The 25,879-nt window shown below is 71.3% G+C and carries 25 protein-coding genes and 2 tRNA genes; 9 read left to right on the top strand and 18 right to left on the bottom strand.

Annotated features, from left to right (window positions below):
• The first annotated feature begins 18 nt into the window (after positions 1–18).
• Positions 19–963, top strand: coding sequence for an NAD-dependent epimerase/dehydratase family protein (locus tag ACZYRU_RS24330; protein WP_488959685.1), 945 nt, complete (start codon positions 19–21; stop codon positions 961–963).
• Here ACZYRU_RS24330 and ACZYRU_RS24325 read toward each other — a convergent pair.
• Entirely contained in the window at positions 953–1,837 is an 885-nt protein-coding gene (locus ACZYRU_RS24325; protein ID WP_488959684.1) for an AurF N-oxygenase family protein, read from the bottom strand. The genes ACZYRU_RS24330 and ACZYRU_RS24325 overlap by 11 nt on opposite strands.
• 60 nt (positions 1,838–1,897) lie before the next feature.
• Between ACZYRU_RS24325 and ACZYRU_RS24320 the strand changes: the two genes are divergently transcribed.
• Both ACZYRU_RS24320 and ACZYRU_RS24315 read left to right on the top strand, forming a co-directional pair.
• Positions 1,898–2,581, top strand: a complete 684-nt coding sequence (locus ACZYRU_RS24320; protein WP_488959683.1) for a TetR/AcrR family transcriptional regulator — start codon at positions 1,898–1,900, stop codon at positions 2,579–2,581.
• Positions 2,578–2,883, top strand: a complete 306-nt coding sequence (locus ACZYRU_RS24315) for a DUF4873 domain-containing protein (protein WP_488959682.1) — start codon at positions 2,578–2,580, stop codon at positions 2,881–2,883. Before ACZYRU_RS24320 ends, ACZYRU_RS24315 begins: the two co-directional genes overlap by 4 nt.
• Positions 2,884–2,901: 18 nt before the next feature.
• On the opposite strand, the gene ACZYRU_RS24310 is transcribed toward ACZYRU_RS24315, so the two are convergent.
• Positions 2,902–3,414 (bottom strand): helix-turn-helix domain-containing protein, encoded by a 513-nt coding sequence (locus tag ACZYRU_RS24310; protein ID WP_488959681.1) that lies wholly within the window; start codon positions 3,412–3,414, stop codon positions 2,902–2,904.
• 64 nt (positions 3,415–3,478) lie between these two features.
• On the opposite strand from ACZYRU_RS24310, the gene ACZYRU_RS24305 reads away from it, so the two are divergent.
• Entirely contained in the window at positions 3,479–4,681 is a 1,203-nt protein-coding gene (locus ACZYRU_RS24305; RefSeq protein WP_488959680.1) for a benzoate/H(+) symporter BenE family transporter, read from the top strand.
• On the opposite strand, the gene ACZYRU_RS24300 is transcribed toward ACZYRU_RS24305, so the two are convergent.
• Positions 4,638–5,813 (bottom strand): SpoIID/LytB domain-containing protein, encoded by a 1,176-nt coding sequence (locus tag ACZYRU_RS24300; RefSeq protein WP_488959679.1) that lies wholly within the window; start codon positions 5,811–5,813, stop codon positions 4,638–4,640. The genes ACZYRU_RS24305 and ACZYRU_RS24300 overlap by 44 nt on opposite strands.
• Before the next feature lie 57 nt (positions 5,814–5,870).
• Here ACZYRU_RS24300 and valS point away from each other — a divergent pair, with 57 nt between their 5' ends.
• Positions 5,871–8,504 (top strand): valine--tRNA ligase, encoded by a 2,634-nt coding sequence (valS, locus tag ACZYRU_RS24295; protein ID WP_488959678.1) that lies wholly within the window; start codon positions 5,871–5,873, stop codon positions 8,502–8,504.
• 162 nt (positions 8,505–8,666) lie between these two features.
• Here the strand turns inward: valS and ACZYRU_RS24290 are convergent, their stop codons facing one another.
• The 4 genes from ACZYRU_RS24290 to ACZYRU_RS24275 form a co-directional block, all read right to left on the bottom strand.
• Complete coding sequence (locus tag ACZYRU_RS24290) at positions 8,667–9,620, bottom strand: type IV toxin-antitoxin system AbiEi family antitoxin domain-containing protein (protein WP_488959677.1); 954 nt, start codon at positions 9,618–9,620, stop codon at positions 8,667–8,669.
• Positions 9,621–9,858: 238 nt separating this feature from the next.
• On the bottom strand, positions 9,859–11,136 hold the full coding sequence (gene clpX / locus ACZYRU_RS24285; protein ID WP_488959676.1) for an ATP-dependent Clp protease ATP-binding subunit ClpX: 1,278 nt from the start codon (positions 11,134–11,136) through the stop codon (positions 9,859–9,861).
• A 120-nt stretch (positions 11,137–11,256) separates the two neighbouring features.
• A complete protein-coding gene (locus ACZYRU_RS24280) occupies positions 11,257–11,865 on the bottom strand; it encodes an ATP-dependent Clp protease proteolytic subunit (protein WP_488959675.1) in 609 nt (202 codons plus the stop codon).
• Between the two features lie 5 nt (positions 11,866–11,870).
• Complete coding sequence (locus ACZYRU_RS24275; protein WP_488959703.1) at positions 11,871–12,476, bottom strand: ATP-dependent Clp protease proteolytic subunit; 606 nt, start codon at positions 12,474–12,476, stop codon at positions 11,871–11,873.
• 196 nt (positions 12,477–12,672) lie between these two features.
• On the opposite strand from ACZYRU_RS24275, the gene ACZYRU_RS24270 reads away from it, so the two are divergent.
• Complete coding sequence (locus ACZYRU_RS24270; protein WP_488959674.1) at positions 12,673–14,076, top strand: PQQ-binding-like beta-propeller repeat protein; 1,404 nt, start codon at positions 12,673–12,675, stop codon at positions 14,074–14,076.
• Here ACZYRU_RS24270 and ACZYRU_RS24265 read toward each other — a convergent pair.
• The 9 genes from ACZYRU_RS24265 to ACZYRU_RS24225 all read right to left on the bottom strand — a co-directional run bounded on the left by ACZYRU_RS24265 (position 14,073) and on the right by ACZYRU_RS24225 (position 21,401).
• The gene (locus ACZYRU_RS24265) at positions 14,073–14,549 is read right to left on the bottom strand and encodes an SRPBCC family protein (protein ID WP_488959673.1); all 477 of its coding nucleotides are present in this window, start codon (positions 14,547–14,549) and stop codon (positions 14,073–14,075) included. The genes ACZYRU_RS24270 and ACZYRU_RS24265 overlap by 4 nt on opposite strands.
• A gap of 56 nt (positions 14,550–14,605) precedes the next feature.
• Positions 14,606–15,775, bottom strand: coding sequence for an esterase/lipase family protein (locus tag ACZYRU_RS24260; RefSeq protein ID WP_488959672.1), 1,170 nt, complete (start codon positions 15,773–15,775; stop codon positions 14,606–14,608).
• A gap of 132 nt (positions 15,776–15,907) precedes the next feature.
• Complete coding sequence (gene tig, locus ACZYRU_RS24255) at positions 15,908–17,296, bottom strand: trigger factor (RefSeq protein WP_488959671.1); 1,389 nt, start codon at positions 17,294–17,296, stop codon at positions 15,908–15,910.
• A 66-nt stretch (positions 17,297–17,362) separates the two neighbouring features.
• Positions 17,363–17,435 (bottom strand) — tRNA-Pro (locus ACZYRU_RS24250).
• A 39-nt stretch (positions 17,436–17,474) separates the two neighbouring features.
• Positions 17,475–17,545: transfer RNA gene (locus tag ACZYRU_RS24245), tRNA-Gly, on the bottom strand.
• Positions 17,546–17,631: 86 nt separating this feature from the next.
• A complete protein-coding gene (locus ACZYRU_RS24240; RefSeq protein ID WP_488959670.1) occupies positions 17,632–18,720 on the bottom strand; it encodes a PP2C family protein-serine/threonine phosphatase in 1,089 nt (362 codons plus the stop codon).
• The gene (locus ACZYRU_RS24235; protein WP_488959669.1) at positions 18,675–19,511 is read right to left on the bottom strand and encodes an Fpg/Nei family DNA glycosylase; all 837 of its coding nucleotides are present in this window, start codon (positions 19,509–19,511) and stop codon (positions 18,675–18,677) included. Before ACZYRU_RS24235 ends, ACZYRU_RS24240 begins: the two co-directional genes overlap by 46 nt.
• Positions 19,511–20,014 carry a ribose-5-phosphate isomerase gene (locus ACZYRU_RS24230; protein WP_488959668.1) on the bottom strand — a complete coding sequence of 168 codons (504 nt, stop codon included), beginning with the start codon at positions 20,012–20,014 and terminating at the stop codon, positions 19,511–19,513. The genes ACZYRU_RS24235 and ACZYRU_RS24230 overlap by 1 nt, the downstream gene beginning before the upstream one ends.
• A gap of 19 nt (positions 20,015–20,033) precedes the next feature.
• Positions 20,034–21,401: an NAD(P)H-quinone dehydrogenase gene (locus ACZYRU_RS24225; protein ID WP_488959667.1), complete on the bottom strand. Its 1,368-nt coding sequence runs from the start codon at positions 21,399–21,401 to the stop codon at positions 20,034–20,036.
• A 44-nt stretch (positions 21,402–21,445) separates the two neighbouring features.
• On the opposite strand from ACZYRU_RS24225, the gene ACZYRU_RS24220 reads away from it, so the two are divergent.
• From ACZYRU_RS24220 to ACZYRU_RS24210, 3 genes are read left to right on the top strand one after another with little or no spacing between them, the layout of a single operon-like run.
• Complete coding sequence (locus ACZYRU_RS24220; protein ID WP_488959666.1) at positions 21,446–22,327, top strand: ABC transporter substrate-binding protein; 882 nt, start codon at positions 21,446–21,448, stop codon at positions 22,325–22,327.
• Positions 22,324–23,184: an amino acid ABC transporter permease gene (locus tag ACZYRU_RS24215; protein ID WP_488959665.1), complete on the top strand. Its 861-nt coding sequence runs from the start codon at positions 22,324–22,326 to the stop codon at positions 23,182–23,184. The genes ACZYRU_RS24220 and ACZYRU_RS24215 overlap by 4 nt, the downstream gene beginning before the upstream one ends.
• Positions 23,184–23,942 (top strand): amino acid ABC transporter ATP-binding protein, encoded by a 759-nt coding sequence (locus ACZYRU_RS24210; RefSeq protein WP_488959664.1) that lies wholly within the window; start codon positions 23,184–23,186, stop codon positions 23,940–23,942. The genes ACZYRU_RS24215 and ACZYRU_RS24210 overlap by 1 nt, the downstream gene beginning before the upstream one ends.
• Here ACZYRU_RS24210 and ACZYRU_RS24205 read toward each other — a convergent pair.
• A complete protein-coding gene (locus tag ACZYRU_RS24205) occupies positions 23,933–24,673 on the bottom strand; it encodes a hypothetical protein (protein ID WP_488959663.1) in 741 nt (246 codons plus the stop codon). The genes ACZYRU_RS24210 and ACZYRU_RS24205 overlap by 10 nt on opposite strands.
• A gap of 77 nt (positions 24,674–24,750) precedes the next feature.
• On the bottom strand, positions 24,751–25,797 hold the full coding sequence (locus ACZYRU_RS24200) for a TolB family protein (protein ID WP_488959662.1): 1,047 nt from the start codon (positions 25,795–25,797) through the stop codon (positions 24,751–24,753).
• Positions 25,798–25,879 lie beyond the last annotated feature (82 nt).

Here is a 25,879-nt window from a genome sequence, read left to right as displayed (position 1 = left end):
GCCCAGGAGAGGAACCCCATGAGCCACCACGTCGTCACCGGAGCCGGACCCGTCGGCAGCACCATCGCCCTGCAGCTCGCCGACCAGGGCGAGCGCGTCGCCCTCGTCACCCGTTCGGGCAGCGGCCCGGAGCACCCGCTCATCGAGCGCCGCCGCGCCGACGTCGGCGAGCCGGGCGCGCTCGACACCCTCCTCGAGGGCGCGGTCGCCGTGCACCACTGCGTCCACGCGTCGCGCTACGACGCCGCGACGTGGCGCGCCGAGCTGATCCCCACCGAGCAGGCCCTGCTCGAGGCGGCCGGCCGCGCCGGCGCCGTCGTCGTCTTCCCCGAGAGCCTCTACTCCTACGGCAAGGTGACCGGACCGATCACCGAGGACCTGCCGCGCGACGCGTCCGGCGGCAAGCCCGGGATCCGGACCGAGCTGCTGCGGGCTCGCGCCGCGTCGGCGACTCCGACCGTCAGCGTCGCCGCGTCGGACTTCTTCGGGCCCCGAGTGCTCACCTCGCACGCGGGCGAGCGGCTGGCCTCGGCGATCCTGTCCGGGCAGACCCTGCGCGTGGTCGGCAGCCTGGACCAGCCGCACTCGTTCACCTACGTGCCCGACCTGGCGGCCGCGATGATCCGCGCCGCGGACGATCCGGCCCTCCACGGCTCGTTCCTGCACGCCCCCACCGGGCCGGCCCTCACCCAGCGCGAGCTGGCCACCGCGTTCGCCGCAGCCGCCGGCGTACCGCTCCCCCGGCTCGGCGCCATCTCCGCCGGGGTGCTGCGCACCGTCGGCCTCGTGCACCGCGACACCCGCGAGCTGGCCGAGATGGCCTTCCAGTTCACCGCGCCGTTCGTGCTCGACTCGCGACGCAGCGAGCAGCGCCTCGGGCTGGAGCCGACGCCGTTCGACGCGGCGATCAGCGAGACCGTCGCGTGGTGGCGCACCCGGCAGGACGCCGCGGTCAGCGCATGAGGAAGGACGCCCGCCAGACCTTGCGGTCGCGCTCGGAGACCATGCCGTTCTCCTGGAGCACCGGCATCACCTTCTCGCCCATCCAGGCGATCGTCTCGCGGTAGCTCTCGTTGCCCAACGCCTCGCGTCGCGCCGCCTGCGGGTCGAGCCCGACGACCTCGTAGACGTCCGGGTGGACCAGCGAGCGCATCGTCACGTAGGCCACCTGGGCGGTCATCGCCTGGTGCCAGCGCAGCTTGGTCCGCCCCAGACCGCGCACCGACTTCGCGAGCTCGTCGCGGGCGAAGGTGACGTGGCGGGCCTCCTCGGTGACGTGGATCCGGGCAACCATCCGGGTCAACGGCTGGATCCGCTCGTCGCGCATCATCTCCCGCTGCCAGCGGTCGACCGGCTCCTCGCCGATCAGGATGCCGGCGTACGCGCTCGCCCCGCGCAGCGCGAGCGGGCCGAGCCGGGCGAGCCGGTGGGGCATGGGACGCGGACCGTACGCCGGCACCCCCATCGAGCCGATCGCTCGGGCGAACATCACGGTGTGCCGGGTCTCGTCGCCGACCTCGGTCAGCGCGAACTGGGTGCGCGCCGAGGTCGGATCCTTCGAATAGGCATCCCTCAGCAACAGCTGCATGAGCACGATCTCGAACCAGATCCCGACACTCGCGATGCTGGCGACCTCGTGCATGGACAGCGTGATCCGCTGCTCCTCGCTGAGCGACCTCCACATCGGGGTGTCGTAGAGCGACATCCGCTCGGGCTGCATCCACCACAGCCCGGGGACGGGCGGCGCGCTCCAGTCGAGATCGACCTCCGGGTCGTACGACTGGCGCGCGGTCGACCGCAGCAGCCGCTCGGACAGGGCGTCGTCGACGAGGGTCACGGGGCTCCTCCTGAGACATAGGTATTACCGTTGGTAACGGATAAAGGTACTGTTGTCCCCATGGCCCCCCACGTCAAGAGCGACGGACGCACCACCCGCTGGGAACAACACCGCGCCGAGCGCCGCGAGGAGTTCGTCCTCGCAGCGGTGCGGGCCATCGACAACCTCGGACCGGACGCCTCGGTGGCCGACATCGCGGCCGAGGCGGGGGTCAGCAAGCCGGTGCTCTACCGCTACTTCGCCGACAAGGGCGAGCTGCACGCCGCGGTCGGCGCCTGGGCGGCCGACCTGGTCCTGGCCCGGGTCCTCACCGCCGTCCTCGCGCCGGCATCCGCCCGGGACCGGGTGACGGCGGGCGTGGCGGCGTACCTCGACACCCTCGCCGAGCACCCCCAGGCATTCCTCCTGCTCAGTCGGCCGGCCGGTGGCACCGACCCGCTCGCCGCGGGCAAGGACCAGATCGCCGCCAAGCTGACCCGCCTCCTCGGCGACGCGCTGCGCCACCTCGGCGGCGACACCGGCGCGGCCGAGCCGTGGGCACATGCCGTCGTCGGTCTCGGCACCTCCGTCGGGCAGTGGTGGCTGGAGCGGCACACGGTCTCGCGCAGCGCGGCGGCCGGCTACCTCAGCGACTTCATCTGGCACGCGCTGTCCGGCGCCGCCGCCGAGAGCGGCGTCGACCTGTCGCGCCTCGACGCCGGCGACAGCAAGGTCACCCCGATCCGGTCGGAGAAGCGCCGATGAGCACCGCCCGACCGGAGCTGCACGAGCCCCAGGAGTCGTACGACGGCCCGGCGGTCCTCGTCGTCGCGGGCGTCCAGCCGGTCGAGCACCCCGTGACCGTGACCCTGCGCGGCGCCTTCCAGCCGCTCGACGGGCACTTCCACTGGTACGGCCGGATCGCGGTCGACCACGCACTCGACACCGTGCGCAGCGGGTCCGCGGTGACCCTGCGGACCGCGCACGGCCAAGCCGACGGCAAGGTCGCCGACGTCGACCCGTGGGGCCGGTTCCGGGTCAGCGGTACCGGCTGGCCGCCGTTCTGATCCCCGGCCGCAGGGCGCTCAGGCCGGCGTGACGATCACGTTGACCGCCTCGAGCGCCTCGTCGGGCCCGGCCCGGTAGGCGTGGGGTACGTCGGCCGCGAAGCGCACGTGGTCACCGGGTCCGATCGCGACCACCTCGCCGCCGTGCTCGACCTCCCCCGAACCAGCGAGGACGACGAGCTGCTCCTCGACGCCCGCGGGGTGCGCGGGCGAGGTGCGCTCGACGCCGGCCGCGAGGCGGAGCAGGTAGACCTCGGTCGTCCGGCCCGGTTCCCGCACCACCCGCACCCGGGTCGCCACGACGCCCTCGTCGGCGACGGCGGCACCGTCGTGGTCGTCGAGCAGCGCGGCCAGCGGTACGCCGAGCGGGGTCGCGACGGCGTACAGCGTGTCGAGCGTGGGATTGCGCCGTCCGGTCTCGAGCTCGGACAGCGAGCCCTTCCCGATCCCGGCCTGGGCAGCCAGGGCGGACAGGGACAGGCCGCGCGCCTCGCGCAGGGCCCGGATCCGCGCGCCGACGTCTCGCGCCATTGTCGCCGACCCCCTAGGGTGTTCCGTATACAGAACGCCGCATCGGTGTTCCCGAGGAGGCGGCGTGTCCGAGGAGACTACCCACGGTCCCGTGATGGCGGGCGTGGTCACGGCCCTGGTCGGGTTCAGCAGCTCGTTCGTCGTCTGCCTCGCCGGCCTGACGGCCGTCGGCGCCACGCCCGAGCAGGCCGCGTCCGGCCTCGCCACGCTGCTCGTGACCCAGTCGCTCGGCATGCTCTGGCTCTCCGTGCGGCACCGGATCCCGATCACCCTGGCCTGGTCCACCCCCGGCGCCGCCCTGCTCGCCACCTCCACCGGCGTGACCGGCGGCTGGTCGGCTGCCGTCGGCGCCTTCGTCGCCACCGGCGTGCTCATCGTGCTGACCGCCCTGGTGCCGAAGGTCGGCGACCTGGTCGCGGCCATCCCGCACAGCCTGGCCCGCGCGATGCTCGCCGGCGTCCTGCTGCCGCTGTGCCTCGCGCCGGTCACCGCGCTGGTCGACTCCCCCGCCGCCGTCGCCCCGCTCGTCGTGACCTGGCTGGTCCTGCTCCGCCTCGCGCCGCGCTGGGCGGTGCCGGGCGCGCTGCTGGTCGCCCTGGTGACCGTCCTGGCGACGGCGCGGATCGATGCCGCCGACCTCGCCCCGCACCTGACCTGGACCACGCCGACCTGGTCGCTGTCGGCCCTGGTCGGCATCGCACTGCCGCTGTACGTCGTCACCATGGCCTCGCAGAACGTGCCGGGCGTCGCGGTGATGAGCGGCTTCGGGTACCGCGTCCCGTGGCGCGAGTCGCTCGCCGTCACCGGGATCGGCACCGTCGTCGGCGCCCCCACCGGCGGGCACGCGATCAACCTCGCCGCGATCAGCGCAGCCCTCTCCGCCGGGCCGACCGCCGGGCCGGACCCGCGGCGGCGCTGGATCGCCGCGGTGACCGCGTCGGTCGCCTACCTCGTGCTGGCGGTCGCGAGCACCGCCCTGGCCACGCTGGTCGCGGCCGCGGCCGACGGCGTGATGCAGGCGGCCGCCGGCCTGGCCCTGCTCGGCACGCTCGGCGCCGCGCTCGCCGAGGGGCTCGCCGACCCGGCCGAGCGCGAGCCCGCGGCAGCGACGCTGGTCGTCGCGGCCTCGGGTGTCACCGTGCTGGGGATCGGAGCGGCGTTCTGGGCGTTGGTCGCCGGGTTGCTGCTGCGCGGGTTCCTGCGGGCGGGGCGCGCGACGCCGGTCAGGCCGTCTGACCGAACATCGTCGACCTCAGCCCGAACCTGACCCGGAACTGGTCGCCGGTCAGCGTCGTGCTGTTGCTCACGCCGACAACCTTCACGCTGACGACTCTGCCGCCCGCCTGCGGGTCAGGGTCGGGGGTCAATTGGAGCCCCGTGAAGTCGCCGATCCCCGGGAACTGCGCCTCGATCGCCTCGTCGGTCAGCACGACCTGCCACGAGTTGTTCGGGTTGCCGGAGGTCGCCTCGTACGGGTCGGCCTTGGCCACCTGGTACGGCAGGTTGCCCGGCGCGGTGAACCCGCCGTTGCTCGAGGAGAACTGGGTGAAGGCCGGCAGCCCGCCGTACGTCCGGATCTGGCCGGCGGTGGCGGCGATGGCGGCGTTCGACTCAGGCTGCTCCGCCATGACGCCGCGGTAGACCTGCGACTGGGTGGTGTCCCAGACGTCGAAGACGCCGCGGTCGTTGTTGTCACGCTCGAAGATCGCGTAGGTCCGCGCGGCCACGGCCTGGGCCTGGACCGCCTGCGGGTTCCACTTCGCGGGCATCTCCGAGGGAACGACCCCGCGCAGGTACTTCTCCACGCTCACGACGTTGACCGTGTCGCGGCCCTGCCCGTCGGCGGGGACGACGGAGCGGATCCTGCCGCGGTAGTCGACGGCGCCACCGGGGACGTAGAGCCGGAGCGTGCCGCCCTTGCCCTGGAACTCGGCCTGGCCCGGGATGATCCGGACCTTGTGCCACCGCCTGGTCTTCACCGACAGCTTCGTGTCGGCGCCGTGGGCGGTGAGCTTCCAGCGCTTCGCGCCGCGCTTGCCGAGCTTCCAGGCCTTCCCGGTGGCGAGGCTGCGGACCTTGAGCTTCGAGCGGTGCTGGACGACGACGCTGCTCGAGGTGTCGGCCGTGATCAGCACCTTCACCGAGCCGCCGCCGAGGCCGGGCGCGGTGCCCGGGTAGTAGAAGTCGAGGATCTGGGCGGCACTCAGGCCCTGGTCCGCGGCTCCCTTGGCTCCCCACTGCGACAGGCCCTTGCCGTGGCCCCAGCCGCTCCCGGTCAGCGTGACGCTCTCGATGGGCACAGCCGGCGCGGCCGAGGCCGCGGACAGGGAGGCGGGGACGGCGAGGCCGACGGCGAGACCAGCGGCGAGAGTGGTGACGGTTCGCGGGAACAGGCGCATCGTCCGAGAGTAACTGCCGGTTGAAGGGCTGAGCGCCGCTCGCAATAGGCTTCGACCATGACCGAGCTCGACAGCACGCAGACCCCGGACCCGACCGACGCGCCCGACAGCGCCGTCGTCGTACCGGACAAGCCCGCGCTGGAGGGGCTCGAGGAGAAGTGGGCGCAGCGCTGGAAGGACGCCGACACGTACGGCTTCGACCGCACGCAGCCGCGCGAGAACGTCTACGCGATCGACACCCCGCCGCCGACGGTGAGCGGCAGCCTGCACGTCGGGCACGTCTTCTCCTACACCCACACCGACCTGATCGCCCGCTTCCAGCGGATGCAGGGCAAGTCCGTGTTCTACCCGATGGGCTGGGACGACAACGGCCTGCCGACCGAGCGCCGGGTGCAGAACTACTTCGGTGTGCGCTGCGACCCGTCGCTGCCGTACGACGCCGACTTCACCCCGCCCGAGAAGCCGGACCCGAAGCGGCAGGTCCCGATCAGCCGGCCCAACTTCATCGCGCTGTGCGAGCAGCTGGTCGAGCAGGACGAGAAGGTCTTCGAGGACCTGTGGCGCACCCTCGGCCTCAGCGTCGACTGGAACACGACGTACACCACGATCGGCACCAAGGCGCAGACCGTCAGCCAGCGCGCGTTCCTGCGCAACCTGGGTCGCGGCGAGGCCTACCTCCAGGAGGCGCCGACCCTGTGGGACGTCACCTTCCAGACCGCGGTCGCGCAGGCCGAGCTGGAGGCGCGTGACTACGCCGGCGCCTACCACCGGGTCGCCTTCCACAAGGCCGACGGCTCCCCGGTCTTCATCGAGACCACCCGCCCCGAGCTGATCCCGTCCGTGGTCGCGCTGATCGCGCACCCCGACGACGAGCGCTACGCCGACCTGTTCGGTACGACGGTCACCTCGCCGGTCTTCGGCGTCGAGATCCCGGTGCTGGCCCACGCCGCCGCCGAGAAGGACAAGGGTGCCGGCATCGCGATGTGCTGCACCTTCGGTGACCTCACCGACGTCCAGTGGTGGCGCGAGCTGCAGCTGCCCGTGCGCACCGTCATCGGCCGTGACGGCCGGCTGACCCGCGAGACGCCCGAGTGGCTCTCCTCGGAGCAGGCCTCGGCGGCGTTCGAGGACCTCCAGGGCAAGACCGTCCACTCCGCCCGCGAGGCGATGGTCGCCAAGCTCAAGGAGACCGGCGACCTCGACGGCGACCCGAAGCCGACCCAGCGGATGGCGAACTTCTACGAGAAGGGCGACAAGCCGCTCGAGATCGTCTCCACCCGCCAGTGGTACATCCGCAACGGCGGCCGTGATGCCGGGATCCGCAAGCAGATGCTGGAGCGCGGCTCCGAGATCGACTGGCTGCCGCCGCACATGAAGCACCGCTTCGACAACTGGGTCGGCGGCCTCAACGGCGACTGGCTGATCTCGCGCCAGCGCTTCTTCGGCATCCCGTTCCCGGTCTGGTACCCCCTCGACGCCGAGGGCGAGCCCGACTACACCCGGCTGCTGCTGCCCACCGAGGCCGAGCTGCCGATCGACCCGTCGACGCAGGCGCCGACCGGCTACACCGAGGAGCAGCGCGGCAAGCCGGGCGGCTTCATCGGCGACCCCGACGTGATGGACACCTGGGCGACCTCCTCGCTCACCCCGCACATCGCGGGCGGCTGGGAGTCCGACCCCGACCTGTGGTCGCGGGTGTTCCCGATGGACCTGGCCACCCAGGCCCACGACATCATCCGCACCTGGCTGTTCTCCCGCGTCGTACGCGCCCACTTCGAGAACCACGTCGCCCCGTGGTCACACGCCATGATCTCCGGCTTCATCGTGGACCCCGACCGCAAGAAGATGTCGAAGTCCAAGGGCAACGTCGTCGTGCCCAACGAGATCCTCGACAAGTACGGCGCTGACGCGGTCCGCTGGCGCGCGGCGATCGCCCGCCCCGGCCTGGACTCGCCGTTCGACGAGACCCAGATGAAGGTCGGCCGCCGGCTGGCGATGAAGGTCCTCAACGCGTCGAAGTTCGTCCTCGGCAGCGTCGGCGCGACCACGTTCAGCGCCGCCTCGGTCAGCCAGCCGGTCGACACCGCGCTGCTCGGCCGCCTCGGCGGTGTCGTCCGCCGCGCCACCGAGGCGTTCGAGGCCTACGACTACACCACCGCGCTCGAGGTCAGCGAGAAGTTCTTCTGGGAGTTCTGCGACGACTACCTCGAGCTGGTCAAGGAGCGCGCGTACGCCGGCGACGGCGACGCCTCGTCCTCCGCCCGGGCCACGCTCGCCCTCGCCCTGCAGGTCCAGCTCCGGCTGCTCGCGCCCTTCCTCCCCTACGTCACCGAGGAGGTCTGGTCGTGGTGGCAGGAGGGCTCGGTCCACCGCGCCGCCTGGCCGACCGTCACCGAGCTCGGCTCCCCCGCCGCTTCCGACGGCTCGCTGATCGACGCCGTCGCGTCGGCCCTGTCCGGCATCCGCGGCGCCAAGTCGGCCGCCAAGGTCAAGATGCGCGCCCCGCTCGCCCGGGTCGAGGTCACCGGACCGGCTCGCCTGGTCGACGCCGCCGAGAAGGCCGCCGACGACCTGCGCCGCAGCGGCAACGTGGTCGGTGACCTGGTCTTCACGGTCGCCGAGGACGCCACCGAGCTGACCGTGACCGCCGAGATCGCCGAGGAGCCGGCCGAGGAGCCCAGCGAGGGCTGAGCCCCCGGCCGGGCTCCGCCCGCAGTCCGCCGGTCGCGGATTCATCACGGGATGTAGCCGAGTCCGCGGTTCCCAAGTGGAGTTCCGCTACAGAAGCGCTAGTTCACCTACATCCCGCGATGAACCAGACTCGGGACACGGCAGACCGCTCGCATGCGGCACTCACGACACGGAGCCGCGGATACGCGGTACCCAGCGCTCAAGCCGATGCACCAGGCCGGCGGGCCGGTCGTAGTCCGACCAGATGAACCGAACGACGACGAACTGCGTGGCCTCCCTGATGCTGTCCTCTCGCTTCTTCTCCTCGAACACCGCGTCGCCCGGTTCCTGGCCCGGCCGCAGGAGTCGTCCGTACTTCACCTTCCCGTCGAACTCGCCGAAGGTCTGGTACTCAGGCCACGCCCAGTCGCAGATACCCAGCAGTTGATCGTCGGCACCACGGACCTCCCACTGCAGCTCAGGAGCCGGGAACCCGAGGTTACGGAACCACCAACGCCCGCGACTCTCCCCGACCGAAGCGGCTCGCCCGTCCGCCATCCGGACCGGGATCTGGAGATGGCGCATGAACGGCCAGTTCTGCATCTGCGCATGACGGCTGCGCAGGGCGGATTCGTCGAACAGTCTCGACCGAAGGCCGGCATCGAGCACACACAGCGCTACCTCGTTCTTGTGCCGCGACGCGGCCTCGAGGACGCACCGCTCAGGCGGGAGAATCCTGCCGAACTCAGTCTCGATCACATCGCCCTCGACAGCGAACCCTTCATGGTGGACGACATCCCCCTCGATGCGCCCCTGCGCGCCGTCGAGCCTCGTCACGTGAACGCGGCGCAGGTCGAGCTGCCAGGAGTCGATGTCGTGAGCTACGACGCCCGACGCATGGCTCAGCGCGACTGCATTCCCGAGAGACCGAAGGACCGCCCGGGAACGCACGAGGTGATGCCCGACATCGTCCATGGCCGCCCACTCATCGGCGAAGGCATAGAAGCCGCGCCGGAAACGGATCCAGTAGCCGGCCCGTACCAAACGAGTGATGTCCTTGTCGGCATACCCCGCGTTGAGCGCCTCGCGGCGGGTGAAGAAGCCACACTCAGCGGTGAGGAAGCGCAGTGGGTCCATACCGCGATCATCTGCGGAACAGCACGATCACCACGGACGCGGCAACGCGACCTGTGGATGGACTGGTCCGCCCGGCTCCCTGTGGACAGCTGGTGGCATCCGCGTCGGATTCATCACGGGATGTAGGCAAGCGGCAACTTCCCACGCGGAACTCCACTACAGAAGTGGCGGTTCGACTACATCCCGTGATGAATCTGACGGCCCGGCGAACACCAGGCGCGTCAGGCGGGTCGACCGGTCAGGCCGACTTCTTCTTCTTGGACTCGCGCAGCACCAGGGTCGGCGCGACGTCGTCGTCGACGACGTCCCTGGTCACCACGACCTTCTCGACGTCGCCACGGCTGGGGACGTCGTACATGACGTGGAGGAGGACCTCCTCGATGATCGCGCGCAGGCCGCGGGCACCCGTGCCGCGCTCGAGGGCCTTGTCGGCGATCGCGCTGATGGCGTCCTCGGTGAACTCCAGCTCGACGCCGTCGAGCTCGAAGAGCTTCTTGTACTGCTTGGTCAGCGCGTTGCGCGGCTCGGTGAGGATCTGGACCAGGGCGTCCTGGTCGAGCGGGCTGACGCTCGCGATCAGCGGCAGGCGGCCGATGAACTCGGGGATCAGGCCGAACTTGGTGAGGTCCTCGGGACGGACCTGGCCGAGCAGGTCGTCGGCGGCGCGCTCGGCCTCGCCGCGCGGCTCGGCGGTGAAGCCCAGGGACTTCTTGCCGACGCGCTGCTCGATGATGTGCTCCAGGCCGGCGAAGGCGCCGCCCACCACGAACAGGATGTTGGTGGTGTCGATCTGGATGAACTCCTGGTGCGGGTGCTTGCGGCCACCCTGCGGCGGCACCGAGGCGGTGGTGCCCTCGATGATCTTCAGCAGCGCCTGCTGGACGCCCTCACCGGAGACGTCGCGCGTGATCGACGGGTTCTCGGCCTTGCGGGCCACCTTGTCGATCTCGTCGATGTAGATGATGCCGGTCTCGGCCTTCTTGACGTCGTAGTCGGCGGCCTGGATCAGCTTGAGGAGGATGTTCTCGACGTCCTCGCCGACGTAGCCGGCCTCGGTCAGCGCCGTGGCGTCCGCGATCGCGAACGGGACGTTGAGCATCCGGGCCAGGGTCTGGGCGAGGTAGGTCTTGCCGCAGCCGGTCGGGCCGATGACGAGGATGTTGGACTTCGCCACCTCGACGACCTCGTCCTTGCTGTGCTTGCCCGCGATGGGCTGCACACCGGCCTGGACGCGCTTGTAGTGGTTGTAGACCGCGACCGCGAGGGACTTCTTCGCCTGCTCCTGCCCGATGACGTAGGAGTTCAGGAACTCGAAGATCTCCTTGGGCTTCGGCAGGTCAGCGAGCTCGACCTCGGAGCCCTCGGCGAGCTCCTCCTCGATGATCTCGTTGCACAGGTCGATGCACTCGTCACAGATGTAGACACCCGGACCAGCGATGAGCTTCTTGACCTGCTTCTGGCTCTTGCCGCAGAACGAGCACTTCAACAGGTCGCCACCGTCACCGATGCGTGCCACGGGTCCTCCTCACAATCGAACTACCCGACGGTACCCCGTGCCACGCTCCAGCGGGAGCGTGACACGAGGGGTCCGTCAGGATGCTCATCGGTCTTGTTCGTCGTCGTCTGAGCCGTGGGCTCAGGCGAGGGCCGGGGTCTTCTTGAGGGACTCGAGCACGGAGTCGATCAGGCCGTACTCGATCGCACCCTGGGCAGTGAGGATCTTGTCGCGCTCGATGTCGCGGCTGACCTCCTCGATCGACTTGCCCGAGTGGTCGCTGATCATCTTCTCGAGCAGCTCGCGCATGCGCAGGATCTCGTTGGCCTGGATCTCGATGTCCGAGGTCTGGCCGAAGGTGCCCTCGGTGTAGGGCTGGTGGATCAGGATCCGGCTGTTGGGCAGCGCGAGCCGCTTGCCCTTGGCACCCGCGGCGAGGAGGATCGCCGCGGCCGAGGCCGCCTGACCGATGCACACCGTCTGCACGTCCGGCTTGATGAACTGGATCGTGTCGTAGATGGCGGTCAGCGCGGTGAAGGAGCCACCGGGGCTGTTGATGTAGATGCTGATGTCCTGGTCGGGGTTCATCGACTGCAGGCACAGCAGCTGGGCGATGACGGCGTTGGCGACGTCGTCGGAGATCGGGGTGCCGAGGTAGATGATGCGGTCCTCGAACAGCTTGGCGTAGGGGTCGATCCGGCGGAATCCGTAGGACGTCCGCTCTTCCCACTGCGGGATGTAGTAGTTCATCTGCCTCAGTCCTTCTTGTGAGCCGGCCGGCCTTCGGCGGCGGCTTCCTTGGCGCTCTTGACCACCTTGTCGACGAGGCCGTACGCGAGGGCCTCCTGCGCGGTGAACCAACGGTCGCGGTCGGCGTCGTCGGTGACCTGCTCGACGCTCTGGCCGGTGTGCTCGGAGATGAGGTCGAGGAGCACCTTCTTGATGTGCAGCGACTGCTGCGCCTGGATCTTGATGTCGGAGGCGGAGCCACCCATGCCCGAGGAGGGCTGGTGCATCATGATCCGCGCGTGCGGCAGTGCGTAGCGCTTGCCCTTGGCGCCGGCGCACAGCAGGAACTGGCCCATCGAGGCAGCCAGGCCCATGCCGACGGTCGCGACGTCGTTGGGGATGTAGTTCATCGTGTCGTAGATCGCCATGCCGGCGTCCACGGAGCCACCGGGGCTGTTGATGTGCAGGAAGATGTCCGCCTCGGGGTCCTCGGCCGACAGCAGCAGCAGCTGGGCGCAGATCGCGTTCGCGTTCTGGTCGCGGACCTCGGAGCCGAGGAACACGATGCGCTCGCGGAGCAACCGGCTGTAGATGTTGTCGTCGAGGAAGCTGATCCCCGCTCCGCCGTTCATCTCATGACCGCGCACGGGGCCACCGGGAAGATTCTGAGTCACCCGAGTGACCCTAGCCGGAGCGGGAGGCAGATCCACGCGTTCGGTGCCGCTGTTCGCCGACAGCAGATTTGCGGCGCACGGCCACCGATCGGTCGTCGTACCCCACGGGTAGCCTGCCGGGAACCCGACTGCCCGACGCGCTCCAGGAGGTCCCATGCCCGCGGCTCCATCCACCGGCCGGTTCGTCGCCGCCGTCACGCTGGTGGCGGGCCTCGGCCTGGCCGCCTGCGACGCGGGCGAGGACACCCCGGAGCAGCCGGGCGACGGCGCCCGTACGACGGCCGCGGCCGCCGTGCTCCACGAGCCGGCGACGACCTGGGAGCTGCGCGCCGACACAGTGCTGCCGGGCGGCCGGTTCGCGCCGCTGGCGCCGGTCGGCGACGACGAGGTCCCGCAGCCGGGCGGCGTGGTGGTCGGCGACGTGCTCGTCGCCGCGATCACCGACCAGGGCAAGGACGACGCCACCGGCGCCGCGCCCTCGCTGCTGGTCGGCGTGTCGGGGGCCGGGAAGGTCCTGTGGAAGGGCACCGACTACACCGGCTGCTGGACGCCGGACCACACGGCGCTCTACTGCTCGCGCGGCAACGCCCTGGTCCGGGTCAACGCCGAGACGGGCGGGAGCGGGGCAGGCGCCGAGGTCAGCGTCGCCCCCGGCACCGCGCCCGTTCTCGACGACGGCGTCCTCTACGTCGTCGTGACGCCGCCGGGCGCCGACGACAACGCCTACCCACCCCCGTTCGCGGTGGCCGCGCTCGACGCGGCCACGCTGAAGAGCGTGTGGCCGGGCGGTCCGGCCGGCACCAGCGAGCTGACCGGGTTCGGCGCCGGCTCCCCCGCGCTCGACCTCAGCGGCGACGACGTGTCGGTGGCGGCCTGGCAGGAGACGCCGTCGGGGCAGCCCGACGCCACCGAGTTCGACCTCGACCGCGCCACCGGCAAGGTGCTCGGCAGCACGCCGCTCGGCAAGAGCTCGTTCCTCGAGCGGCCGTGGACGGTGCACCGCGGGTTCGGCAACGACAAGCTCGAGGTGCTCCTCGGCGACGAGGTGCTGCTGCAGCTCGAGGGGCAGCCGTGGGACACCCAGGACCAGCGGCTGACCACCACCGAGGGCCGGGTCGGCGTCGGCGCGACGCTCTACGACGTCACGACCGGCAAGCCCGTCTGGGAGCGCCCCGACCTCGGCGACGACCTGGCCGGGTGGCGCTGGACGGCCGACCGCGCCCAGGTCGCCGTGACCGGCTACGAAACGAAGGCCGGCACGATGCTCACGACGTACCTCGACGCCGAGACCGGCAAGACCCTCTGGTCCGGCCCCGGCACCGATGTCGCCCCGACCGAGACGCCCGACGCCTTCGTCCAGGTCGCGAGCGACCACGCGTCCTCGTGGGTCGTCCAGGCGCTGGACCGCACCTCCGGGAAGGTGGCGTGGGAGAAGGACGTCAGCGCCCTCGGCAAGGAGGGGTACGACGACGGGGTCTCGCCCGGCGGGCCGTACGTGTCCCCCGGCGCCGTGTGGCTGGTCGGGGCCTCGACGCTGGTGGGCTACACGGGCTTCTAGCGCTCGGCCGCGGCCTTGAGCCCGGCCAGCGTGGTGGCCATGCCGGCCTCGAGCTCGTCGGCGTGGGCGTCGTTGCCGCCGAGCAGCAGCGGCGCCACGATCCGGCTGCCGACGCTCAACGAGCGCGGCACGGGACGCCGGTGCACGACCCGGGTCCGGCCGGCGTCGGCCGGGTCCGCCTCGAGCTCCCAGATCCACTGGGCACCGCTCGACGGCGTGTCCCAGACCAGCCGGTTCCCTGGTGCCACGTCGGCCACGACCGAGCGGGTCGGCCACACGACGGCCTTGCGCCGGTTGATGCCGAGGTACCACTGGCCCACGCGCAGGCCGCCGCGCTTGAGCGGCACCATCCGGACGGTCTCGGGACTCCACTCGGCGAGCTGGCCGAAGTCGGTCAGCAGCGCCCACACGTGCGCCGCCGGCGCCTCGATCACGGCCTCGGCGCGCAGCTCGCGCGCGGCGTTCGTCGTCATGACGGTCATCATGGCGGCGCCGGCCGCCGTACCACCACCTCCCAGGGGAGGAGATGTCACGCGAGCCAGCGCGTCAGCGCGGTGTGCACGTCGGGGTGGTTGAGCAGCCCGAAGTGGTCGGTGCGGCCGAGGTGGAGCACCTCCGCGTCGGGGAACAGGTCGGTGCCGCGCCGGTCGCGGCCGACCGCGGAGCGCGGGGTGACGAGCAGGTCGCCGATCGTCTGCGCGACCGGGTGCCGCGCGGAGCGGGTCAGCGTGGCCGACACCAGGCGGTAGCGCGCGTGCGGCAGGGGCGGTACGTCGTGGGCGAGACCCTCGATCAGGTCGTGGATCCCGGGCGCCTGGCGGTCGATGATCCGGCCGAACGCGGCGACCTCGGGGGCGCGGGCGAGGGTGCGGCTGGCGTGGTCGGCGCCGACCGCGAACCACGAGCCGAGGTGCGGCGTACCGAGCGTGACGACGTCGCTGACGAGTCGGGTCCAGGCTGCCGGGCCCTCCCCCTCGGCGACCACGGCCGAGGAGGCGCGCAGGACCAGGCCGCCGAGCGAGTGCCCGACGAGCGCGATCCGGGTGACCTCGGTCGGCCAGGCGTCGACCAGCTGCTGCATCAGGGAGGCGAGCACGACGCCGTTCTCGCGCAGCGGCAGGCCGGTGTTGGCCCGCAGGTAGACGGGGGTCCAGTCGCGGGCGGCCAGCGTCTCGCCGTACGTCGAGCCGAGCCGGTCGCGGTGCCGGTTCCAGTACGCCTCGTTCTCGCACAGTCCGTGCAGGAAGACGACGATCCGGCCCGTGGCCTCGGGGAACGCGCGCGTCACCCCGGCCGGGGTCAGCGGCACGTCGCGGCCGTCGTGCCGCACACCCATCTCGATCGCCAGGCGCGGGCGCTCGCGGCGGATCTCCTCGCCGATCAGCCCGTTGACCGCGGCGTTGACGAACCGGCCGCGCGGCCCCTCCTCCAGCTCCGGGCCGACGCCCGCCTCGCCGAGTCGCGCCAGACCGAGGCTGGCACCGCGGAGGGAGAGCCCCACGGCGCCGTACACGGTCGCGGCGATGCCGCGGTGCAGCACCTCGGCGGGCAGGGCGGCGGGACCGACCCCGCGCCGGACCAGGCCGTGGGCGCGGCGGGCGATCGCCTGGTGGGTGTCGCGGGCGGTCGTCACGACCAGGTCGTCGATCACGGCGGTGCCCAGGGCCAGGGCGTCCACGACGGTCGGGGCAGCGGTCATGGCAGCAGGCTAGCCGAGTGAGTGCACAGTCGTACACTCACTGGCGCCCGCAATGCATCACACCCGGCATCCCGGTCGCACCTCCGCGGGGAGGGCGACCCGAATGCCGGGTGCGACGGTGGAGCGTGAGGATCAGGCCTCGGCCGGGGCCTCGGTCTCCTCGACGGCCTCGGCAGCCTCGTCGGCGGGCTCGCCGATGGTGCCGTCGGCCTGCAGGTTCTTCAGCTCGAGCACGTTGCCGGCGGCGTCCTTGACGGTCGCGCCCTCGACGAGGAGCTGCAGGGCCTTGCCGCGGCGGATCTCCTGGACCAGCTCGGGCACGTGGTTGTGCTCGAACATGTGGTTCACGAACTCCTGCGGGTCCTGACCGGACTGCTGCGCACGGCGGATCATGTGCTGGGTCAGCTCGCCCTGGTCGACGCCCATCTCCTCCTTGTCGGCGATCTCGTCGAGGAGGAACTGCGCGGCGACGGCGTCACGGACCCGGCGCTCGAGGTCGGCCTCGAACTCGTCCTGGGTCTGCTTCTCGTCCTCGAGGTACTTCTCGAGGGTCATGCCGGCGAACTGGAGCTGCTGCTCCAGGTTGGCGCGACGAGCGTTGAGCTCCTCGGTGACCATGCTGTCGGGCAGCGGGATCTCGACCTTCTCCAGCAGCGCCTCGAGGACGGCGTCGCGGGCAGCAGCGGCCTGCTCGAGGCGCTTGCCGCGGGTGAGGCGCTCGCGGACGTCCTCACGCAGCTCGTCGAGGGTGTCGAACTCCGAGGCCTCCTGGGCGAACTCGTCGTCGAGCTCCGGGAGCTCCTGCTCCTGGACCTGGGTGACCTTGACGGCCACCTCGACGTCCTGGCCCACCAGGTCGCCGGAGACGAGCTGGGTGGTGAACGTCTTCTCCTCGTCGACGCCCATGCCGACCAGCACCTCGTCGAGGCCGTCGATCATGCCGCCGTTGCCGACCTTGTAGGAGAAGCCGGAGATCTCGGCGCCGTCGACGACCTCACCGTCGTTGGTGGCGACCAGGTCGATGACGACGAAGTCGCCGTCCTGGGCCGCGCGCTCGACGTCGATCAGGGTGCCGAAGCGCTCACGGAGCGCGTCGACCTGCTCGGCGACGTCCTCGTCGGTGACGGCGAGGTCCTCGACCGAGGCCTCGATGCCGTCGTACGCCGGAAGCTCGAACTCGGGCTTGATGTCGACCTCGGCGGTGAACTCGAGGCTGTCGTTGTCCTCGAACTTGGTCACCTCGATGTCGGGCTGCGCGAGCGGGGTGAGGTTGTTCTCCTGGAGCGCCTCGACGTACGCCTTCGGCAGCACGTCGTTGACGGCCTCGTCGAGGACGACGCCGCGGCCGACCTGACGGTCGATGACCTGCGGCGGGACCTTGCCACGGCGGAAGCCGGGGACGTTGATCTGCTTCGCGATCTTCTGGTACGCCGCGTCGAGGCTCGGCTTGAGCTCCTCGAAGGGCACCTCGACGGTCAGCTTGGCCCGGGTCGGGCTCAAGGTCTCGACGGCGCTCTTCACAGGTGTTCTCCTACTGGTCTGGGGATGGTGCACGGGCCACGAAGGCCCGCCGATCGGGGCGATCTGTCGGGGCGACAGGACTCGAACCTGCGGTCTCCTGCTCCCAAAGCAGGCGCGCTAGCCACTACGCTACGCCCCGCGGAACGGCCCGGCGCTCGGGTGGCTGGACCGCACTTCGAGGGGATGACGGGAATCGAACCCGCGTAATCAGTTTGGAAGACTGAGGCTCTACCATTGAGCTACATCCCCGGAGGTCGGAGCCGCGCTCGCGCACGGCTGGAGACCACGCGCAATCGTGCCACACCCACACGCGCCGACCCCAACTCGGGCCACGCTCAGGGACGCCGGTGGACCACCAGCAGGGCGCGGTCGTCGTCGGGCGAGCCGACGGCGGCGACCAGACGACGGGCCAGCCCGTCCCACGACCCGCGCAGCAGGGACTCGGCCTCGCCCATCATGTGGTCGATGCCGAGGTCGATGTCGCGACGCGGCAGCTCGACCATGCCGTCGGTGTAGAGCAGCAGGCTGTCGCCGGGCGCGAGCCGACCACGATGGCAGCTGAACTCGGCGTCGTCGACGATGCCGAGGACCGGTCCGTCGGGACGCAACGGCTTCCAGCGGCCGGACCCGGCCTCGCGCTGCACGGCGGGCGGATGACCGGCGGAGCGCAGCTCGAAGTCGCCGGTGCGCAGGTCGACCGACACGTGGACGGCGGTCGCGAAGCCCTCCTCCCACGCCCGCTGGAGGAGGTAGTCGTTGGCGGCCGGGAAGAAGCGGTCGGGCGGCAGCGCGGCGACCAGTCCGCCCATCGCACCGGACAGCTGCAGCGCACGGGTGCCAGCGGCCTCGCCCTTGCCGGACACGTCGACGACGACCAGCTCCATCCGCTGGCCGCGGTCGCTGGCGGTCGCGACCACGAAGTCGCCCGCGAACGGCGAGCCGCCGGCCGACGACAGCGCGGACTGGACCAGCCACTCCTCCGGCAGCTCCGGTATCTCGCCCTGGGCCAGGATCCGGTCGCGCAGGTCGACCAGCATCGACTGCCCGCGGATCGGGCCCACGCCGACGTGGTCGCGGCGCAGGGACAGCGCGATCACGAGGAGGGACAGGCCGTACATCACGCACAGCGCGACGACGACGCGCACCTGGTAGGTGTCCTGGAGGTACGCCGCGGCGGTGAGCGCGAGCATGATGAACGCCGCGAACCAGCGCAGCACCCGGTTGCTGAGGAAGAGGATCCCGAGCACGAGCGGCAGGAAGACCAGGTTGACCGGTACGTCGGCCGGCATGGCCGCGATGGCGGCCACGACCGCCGAGGCGAGGCCGGCGAGGATGACCGCGAGCCCGATGTCGGAGCGCGCCCAGCGCCGGCCGCGGATCATCGAGCCGCCCGGGAGCGGAAGACCGGCTGGCAGCGCGGGCACCAGAACAGGTTGCGGCCGCCCAGCACCTCGGTGCGGACGTTGCCCTGGCACACGTGGCAGGCCTGGCCGGTCCGCCGGTAGACGTAGACCTCACCGCCGTGGTCGTCGACCCGTGGGGGGCGTCCCATCGCGTCCGGGGTGTGCTCGGGCCGGACGGTGTCGATCCGCCCGGTGAGCACGCCCTCCCCCATCAGCACCACCAGATCGTCCCAGATCGCACCCCACTGCGTACGGCGAAGCGAGCGACCGGGCCGCAGCGGGTGGATGCGGTGCCGGAACAGCACCTCGGCGCGGTAGACGTTGCCGACGCCGGCGAGGACGGTCTGGTCCATGAGCAGGGTGCCGATCGGCGCGGTGCTGCGCGAGATCCGGGCCCAGGCCCGCTCCGGATCGGCGTCGTCGCGCAGCGGGTCCGGGCCGGCCTTCGCGACCACCGCCGCACGCTCGGCGGCCGTGACGAGCGCGCACGTGGTCGCGCCCCGCAGGTCGCCGTACGCACCGGGTCGGGCCAGGCGCAGCCGCACCTGACCGACCGGCAGCGGGATCTCCTCGACGCCGGTGCGGACGTCGAAGGTGCCGTAGAGCCCGAGGTGGACGTGCACGAAGCGCTCACCCTCGAACCGGATGAACAGCTGCTTTCCCCAGGCGTCGGCGTCGACGAGCAGAGCGCCGTCGAGCTGCGCAGCGGAATCGGCGAACCGGCCCTGAGGGCTCCCGACCTGGACGCGGCTCCCCCCGAAGACCGCGGTCAGCTCGCCGGCGAGGCGATGGAGGGTATGACCCTCGGGCATCAGTCCTGGTGCCCGAGAGCCGACTCGGGCAGCGGCGGGAGCTCGCCCGTGGTCTCGTACGACGCCAGCTGGCCGATGCGGCGCACGTGGCGCTCGTCGCCGGGGAACGGGGCGGCCAGGAAGACCTCGACGAGACGGGTCATCTCGTCGAGGGTGTGCATCCGCCCGCCGACGGCGACCACCCAGGCGTCGTTGTGCTCGCGCGCGAGGGTGGCGGTCTCCTCCGACCACGCGAGCGCGGCGCGGATGCCCTTCACCTTGTTGGCGGCGATCTGCTCGCCGTTGCCGGAGCCGCCGATGACGACGCCGAGGCTGTCGAGGCCCTGCTCGCGGTCGGCGCGCACGCCCTCAGCGGCACGCAGGCAGAAGACCGGGTAGTCGTCGAGCGCGTCGTAGACGAACGGGCCGTGGTCGACCGGCTCGTAGCCGTGCTCGGTCAGCCAGCCGATGAGGTGGGACTTGAGCTCGAGGCCGGCGTGGTCGCAGCCGAGGTGAACGCGCATGGTCCCAGTCTCTCAGGGCCTACGCACGATGGAGGCGGCGGGCGGCTTCGGCGATCGAGCCGGTGATCGACGGGTAGACGGTGAACGTCTGGGCGAGCTGGTCGGCGGTGAGCCGCTCGGTCACGGCGAGCGCGACGGGGTGGATCAGCTCGGAGGCGCGGGGCCCGACGACGACGCCGCCGAGCAGGCTGCGCGAGCCGGGGGCGACGAAGAGCTTCACGAAGCCGTCGACGATGCCCTGCATCTTGGCGCGCGGGTTGGTGGCGAGCGGCTGCATCACCACCTCGGCGAGCACCTCGCCCGCGTCGACCTGCTTCTGGGTCACGCCGACGGTGGCGATCTCCGGGGAGGTGAAGACGTTGGACGCGACCACGCCGAGGTCGAGCGGCTGCACAGCGTCGCCGAGGACGTGGGCCATCGCGATCCGGCCCTGCATGGCGGCGACCGAGGCGAGCATGAAGACGCCGGTGCAGTCGCCGGCGGCGTACACCCCCGGTGCGGAGGTCCGCGAGACCCGGTCGACCTTGACGAAGCCGCCGTCGTCGAGGTCGACACCGGCCGTCTCGAGACCGAGGCCTGCGGTGTTGGGCACCGAGCCGAGGGCGAGGATGCAGTGGGAGCCGGTCACCTCACGGCCGTCCTGGAGGGTCACGGTGACCGTGTCGCCGGAGCGGGTGACCGACTGCATCCGGGAACGGCCGAGGACGGTCATGCCGCGGCGGGTGAGCACGTCCTCCAGCACCTGCGCTGCGTCCTGGTCCTCGCCGGGCAGCACCCGGTCGCGCGAGGACACGAGGGTCACCGGGATGCCGAGCGACTGGTAGGCGCTGGCGAACTCCGCGCCGGTCACACCGGAGCCGACCACGATCACGTGCTCGGGCATCTCGGCGAGGTCGTAGACCTGCTCCCAGGTGAGGATCCGCTCGCCGTCGGGCTGGGCGGTGTCGAGCACGCGGGGCGCGGCGCCGGTCGCGACGAGCACCGCGTCGGCGTCGTACGTCGTCTCGGTGCCGTCGGCCAGCGTCGCGACGACCCGCGACGGACCGTCGAGGCGGCCCCGGCCGTGGACGACCGTGACGCCCTCGCGGGCCAGTCGGCTCTCGATGTCGGCGGACTGCGCGAGCGCGAGCGCCTTGACCCGCTCGTTGACCCGCGCGAGGTCGACGCGGGGGGCCGCGACGTCGATGCCGAGCTCGCCGGCCTCGCTGAAGTCGGTCATCACCTCGGCGGTGGCGATCAGGGTCTTGCTGGGCACGCAGTCGGTCAGCACCGCCGACCCGCCCACGCCGTCGGAGTCGACCACGACGACCTCCGCCCCGAGCTGGGCGGCCACCAGGGCCGACTCGTAGCCACCGGGTCCCCCACCGACGATCACGACGCGCGTCATGGCCGCCATTCTTGCAGCGGAGGGCCCACCCTACGATTCCTGCCATGCGTCCTGCCCTGCGCCTGTCCCGCGCCGCCGCCCCTGCCGCCGCCGTCCTGCTCGCCACCGCGGTCGCCGCGTGCGCCCCGGCGGAGGACGAGCCCGAGCAGAGCGGCAAGAGCGCCTCCGCCGACGAGTGCGCTGTCGCCGACCTCCCGCTGGTGAAGAAGGGCGTGCTGACGATCGGCACCGACTCGCCGGCCTACGACCCCTGGTTCGTCGACGACGACCCGACCAACGGCAAGGGCTTCGAGTCCGCGGTGGCGTACGCCGTCGCCGACCAGCTCGGCTTCTCCAAGGACCAGGTCAGCTGGGTGACCGTGCCGTTCAACAACTCGTACAAGCCCGGCAAGAAGGACTTCGACTTCGACATCAACCAGATCTCGGTCAACCCCGAGCGCGAGAAGGCCGTCGACTTCTCCGACGGCTACTACTCCGCCGCCCAGGCCGTGATCGTGCTCAAGGACAGCCCCGCCGCCAAGGCGACCTCGCTGGGCGACCTCGCGAAGTTCAAGATCGGCGCCCAGACCGGCACCACCTCCCTGACCGCCGTGCGCGAGGTGATCAAGCCCGAGCAGGAGCCGCTGGTCTTCCAGAACACCAACAACGCCAAGCAGGCGATGCTCAACGGCCAGGTCGACGCGATCATCGCGGACCTCCCGACCGCGTTCTACATCAGCGCCGTGGAGATCGAGAACAGCACGCTGCTCGGGCAGTTCCAGTACGAGGGCGGCACGCCCGAGGAGTTCGGCCTGCTCTTCGAGCAGGGCAACAAGCTGCTCCCCTGCGTCAACGGCGCCCTCGCCTCGCTGAAGGACGACGGCACCCTGGCCGACATCCAGCAGAAGTGGCTGTCCGACGTGGTCAGCGTGCCCGAGCTCCAGTGAGCGGATCGACCACGGACTGGCAGCCCAGCGAGCGCGAGCTCGCCCGGCGTCGTACCCGTTCCCGTCAGCGGCGGCGTCGCGTCGTCGTCGCCAGCATCGCGACCGTCGTGGTGCTCGGCGCGCTCGGTGCCGCGCTGGTGCTGTCGCCGGGGTGGCCGCGGGTGCGCGCGACCTTCCTCGACTGGCACCATGCCAAGGAGTCGCTGCCCAGCATCACCGAGGGCTTCTGGATCAACGTCAAGATGTTCCTGATCGCAGAGCCGCTGATCCTGGTCTCCGGCCTGGCGCTGGCGCTGGTGCGGCAGGCGCACTCGGCGTGGCTGGTGCCGCTGCGTGGGCTCGCGATCGTCTACACCGACGTCGTGCGCGGCATTCCCACGCTGCTGCTGGTGTTCCTGTTCGCGTTCGGCATGCCGGCACTGGGGCTGGCCGGGCTGCCGACGAGCCTGTTCTTCTGGGCAACCACAGCACTCGTCGTGTCCTACTCGGCCTATGTCGCCGAGGTGTTCCGCTCGGGCATCGAGTCGGTGCACCCCTCGCAGCTCGCGAGCGCCGAGGCGCTGGCCCTGTCCCGGGCCCAGACGATGCGGCACGTGGTCGTCCCGCAAGCGGTGCGCCGCGTCGTACCCCCGCTGCTCAACGACTTCGTGTCGCTGCAGAAGGACACCGCGCTGGTCGCGTCGGTCGGGCTGTTCGACGCGCTGTACGCGGCCGCCGACTACGCGAACTACAACTTCAACTACACCCCCTACCTCGTCGCCGCGGTCTTCTTCATCGCGATGACCGTCCCCCTGGCCCGGCTGTGCGACGTGCTCGCGCGACGGCTGGCCCGGCGCGAGCGGGCAGGAGCACTCTGATGACCGCGCTGCTGGACGTCCGCAACGTCCGCAAGACCTACCCGCGCCACGACGAGCCGGGCCGCAGGGTGGTCCTCGACGACCTGTCGCTGACCGTCTCCCCCGGCGACGTGGTCTGCCTGATCGGCTCGTCCGGCTCCGGCAAGTCCACCCTCCTGCGCTGCCTCGACCTGCTCGAGCCGATCGACGACGGCGTGATCGAGTTCCAGGGCCGCGAGATCTCCGACCCGATGGTCGACCCGCGCGACGTACGCCGTGACATCGGGATGGTGTTCCAGGCCTACAACCTGTTCCCGCACCTGAGCGTCCTCGACAACTGCACCCTGGCGCCACGTCGCGTGCACGGCATCCCTGCGGCAGCCGCCCGCGACAAGGCGCGGGAGCTGCTGCACCGGTTCGGGCTCAGCGAGCACGTCGACAAGCACCCCGACCGCCTCTCCGGCGGTCAGCAGCAGCGGGTTGCCCTGGTCCGCGCCCTGTGCACGGACCCCGCCCTGCTGCTGCTCGACGAGATCACCGCCGCGCTCGACCCCGAGCTGGTCGGCGAGGTCCTCGACATCGTCCGCAACCTCGCCGAGGCCGGTACGACGATGGTGCTGGCCACCCACGAGATGAGCTTCGCCCGCGAGATCGCCTCCCACGTCTGCTTCCTCGACGGCGGCCGGATCGTCGAGGAGGGCTCGCCCGCACAGGTGCTGGGCGCGCCGGAGCAGGCGCGGACCCGGGAGTTCCTGCGGCGGGTACTCCCTCAGGCCTGACCGGACAGGTAGGCGTCGAGCGCCTGCTGCACGACGTCGTTGGGCGTCGTACGGTGCGCCCGCGCCCACTGCTCGATCCGCTGCTGCTGGGCTGCGCTGAGCCGGACCCCTTCAGTCCGCTCGGTCCGCTCGGATGTCTCGATCCGCTCGCGCACCCGGCCGAACGCACCGAGCGCGACGAGCACGACGCTGCCGAGCACGTCGAGGATCGCCATCACGCCGAGCAGCTGCCAGTACCCGTCACCGGGCTCCGACGCGCTGACGATGGGACCGATCGCGAGGATCGCGACCAGGGCGCCGGCCAGGCCCGTCATGCCGAGCAGGGCGGCGAGCCCGCCGGGCTCCCTCCCCGGCCGCAGGACCAGGGCGATGAGGAGCGCGAGCTGGGCCGCCGTACCGGCCAGGATCGCGCTGGTCCCGAACAGCCGCAGCAGGTCCTCCCACCGCCCGTCGTCCCACGCGTTGTCGCCCCAGGTCAGCGCCAGCGCCGCCCCCGTTGCGACCACCGAGGCGGCCGCACCGAACCACGACACCGGCACCCACCGGTGCCCGGCCAGCGCCAGCAGGCACAGCACCACCGTGGACTCGACGCCCACGATGACGGTGGTGAGCAGCACCCGGGCCTGGTCGTCACCGAACCCGCCGCTGAGGAGGGCGATGATGCCCAGCAGCGCGGCGAGGCTGAACGAGCCGATGACGACGGAGATGACGAGACGACGCAGATCCTTCATGGCTCCACGGTGCGCCCGGTGCGGGGCTGGTCGCCTGAGTCGTCGTACGCAGTCGGGTGGCTCGTTCGGGTCAGGTGTCACGGCTGCAGCCGGGCATGCACGCCCGGTACGGGCCTGCCGAGTCGATCCGCCATCGAGGTGATCGTCCGACCGTCCGTGCTGACCCAGCCGAGGTGCCCGAAGGCATGGCCACCCGTGGGCGGATCGACCAAGGTCACCAGGAACGCGTCGGGTTCCCAGCTGGGGGTGAAGATCCAGGCGTCGCCCGCTGTCTGATGCGTGAGCTGCCGCAGGTCATGGCCGTCGGGCTCGACCACGTACAGGTTCGCCGGGCGCCCGTGGTGGGACAGCGGGTCCTGGTTGCCGGCCACGAAGCTGATCTGCGTCCCATCCGGACTCCAGTCGGGGTACTGGGCCCAGACGTCCAGGGGCGTCACCGCCTCGAACGAAGGATGTGGATCGCGGAGGTCGGCGACCCCGATCCACCGGGACACCAGCTCGAACTCGCCGGGCTCCCCCTCGGTGAACTGTTGCACCTCGGCCGCGAGGTGATGACCGTCGGGGGACCATCGGACGTTGCTGGGACCGACCAGAGCAGGCGCAGTGATCCGAACGACTTCCCTGCCCGAGAAGGCGTCGACGACGACGATGGGTTGTCGGGGCAGCCTCGGGCCCGTCTCCTCGAAGGCGATCTGCTTTCCGTCGGGTGACCACGCCGGCAGCTCGACGACGTCGTACGTGGCGGTGGTGCCCACGATCTGACGGGGTTCCGATCCGTCGCTGCGGGCGACCCAGATCCCGTGGTCGCTCTCCTCCCCGCCGTCGCTGGTGCGTTGCTCGAAGGCCACCCACGTGCCGTCGGGTGAGAAGTCGGCGTGCCAGGCGTACCCGCCCGGAAGCTCAGGCACCCAGTCGCGATCCTCGAAGCCGTCCTCGCTGATCATGGTCAGCCCGCCGCCGTGGGACTGCGCGAGGATCCAGCCACCGTGATCGACCGCTGCTGCCGAGGACTGCGATGCGGACGTCGTGCTGCGCGGCGCCGCTTCGGGCTCACCGCTGCAGGCACTCGTGATCGCGCCGAGGGTCAGGACCGCTGCGAAGGCGCAGTCGCGCCGTCTGCTCACCTCACGAGGCTAGCCTCGACGATCGCCAAACAGCCAGGACCCCGCCTCGACCTGCGAGACGGGGTCCTGATGCGTGCCGAGG

Source organism: Nocardioides sp. F233, from assembly GCF_057813895.1.
Note: the sequence above shows the minus strand (reverse complement) of the source record. Positions and strands in the feature narration are given on the sequence as shown.

What these genes read in the sequence shown, in the direction of transcription:
- ACZYRU_RS24330 (WP_488959685.1), top strand. Translation starts at nt 19, where the DNA reads ATGAGCCACCACGTCGTCACCGGAGCCGGACCCGTCGGCAGCACCATC.
- ACZYRU_RS24320 (WP_488959683.1), top strand. Translation starts at nt 1,898, where the DNA reads ATGGCCCCCCACGTCAAGAGCGACGGACGCACCACCCGCTGGGAACAA.
- ACZYRU_RS24315 (WP_488959682.1), top strand. Translation starts at nt 2,578, where the DNA reads ATGAGCACCGCCCGACCGGAGCTGCACGAGCCCCAGGAGTCGTACGAC.
- ACZYRU_RS24310 (WP_488959681.1), bottom strand. Translation starts at nt 3,414, where the DNA reads ATGGCGCGAGACGTCGGCGCGCGGATCCGGGCCCTGCGCGAGGCGCGC.
- ACZYRU_RS24300 (WP_488959679.1), bottom strand. Translation starts at nt 5,813, where the DNA reads ATGCGCCTGTTCCCGCGAACCGTCACCACTCTCGCCGCTGGTCTCGCC.
- valS (WP_488959678.1), top strand. Translation starts at nt 5,871, where the DNA reads ATGACCGAGCTCGACAGCACGCAGACCCCGGACCCGACCGACGCGCCC.
- ACZYRU_RS24290 (WP_488959677.1), bottom strand. Translation starts at nt 9,620, where the DNA reads ATGGACCCACTGCGCTTCCTCACCGCTGAGTGTGGCTTCTTCACCCGC.
- ACZYRU_RS24280 (WP_488959675.1), bottom strand. Translation starts at nt 11,865, where the DNA reads ATGAACTACTACATCCCGCAGTGGGAAGAGCGGACGTCCTACGGATTC.
- ACZYRU_RS24275 (WP_488959703.1), bottom strand. Translation starts at nt 12,476, where the DNA reads ATGAACGGCGGAGCGGGGATCAGCTTCCTCGACGACAACATCTACAGC.
- ACZYRU_RS24270 (WP_488959674.1), top strand. Translation starts at nt 12,673, where the DNA reads ATGCCCGCGGCTCCATCCACCGGCCGGTTCGTCGCCGCCGTCACGCTG.
- ACZYRU_RS24265 (WP_488959673.1), bottom strand. Translation starts at nt 14,549, where the DNA reads ATGACGACGAACGCCGCGCGCGAGCTGCGCGCCGAGGCCGTGATCGAG.
- ACZYRU_RS24260 (WP_488959672.1), bottom strand. Translation starts at nt 15,775, where the DNA reads ATGACCGCTGCCCCGACCGTCGTGGACGCCCTGGCCCTGGGCACCGCC.
- ACZYRU_RS24235 (WP_488959669.1), bottom strand. Translation starts at nt 19,511, where the DNA reads ATGCCCGAGGGTCATACCCTCCATCGCCTCGCCGGCGAGCTGACCGCG.
- ACZYRU_RS24230 (WP_488959668.1), bottom strand. Translation starts at nt 20,014, where the DNA reads ATGCGCGTTCACCTCGGCTGCGACCACGCCGGCCTCGAGCTCAAGTCC.
- ACZYRU_RS24225 (WP_488959667.1), bottom strand. Translation starts at nt 21,401, where the DNA reads ATGACGCGCGTCGTGATCGTCGGTGGGGGACCCGGTGGCTACGAGTCG.
- ACZYRU_RS24220 (WP_488959666.1), top strand. Translation starts at nt 21,446, where the DNA reads ATGCGTCCTGCCCTGCGCCTGTCCCGCGCCGCCGCCCCTGCCGCCGCC.
- ACZYRU_RS24210 (WP_488959664.1), top strand. Translation starts at nt 23,184, where the DNA reads ATGACCGCGCTGCTGGACGTCCGCAACGTCCGCAAGACCTACCCGCGC.
- ACZYRU_RS24205 (WP_488959663.1), bottom strand. Translation starts at nt 24,673, where the DNA reads ATGAAGGATCTGCGTCGTCTCGTCATCTCCGTCGTCATCGGCTCGTTC.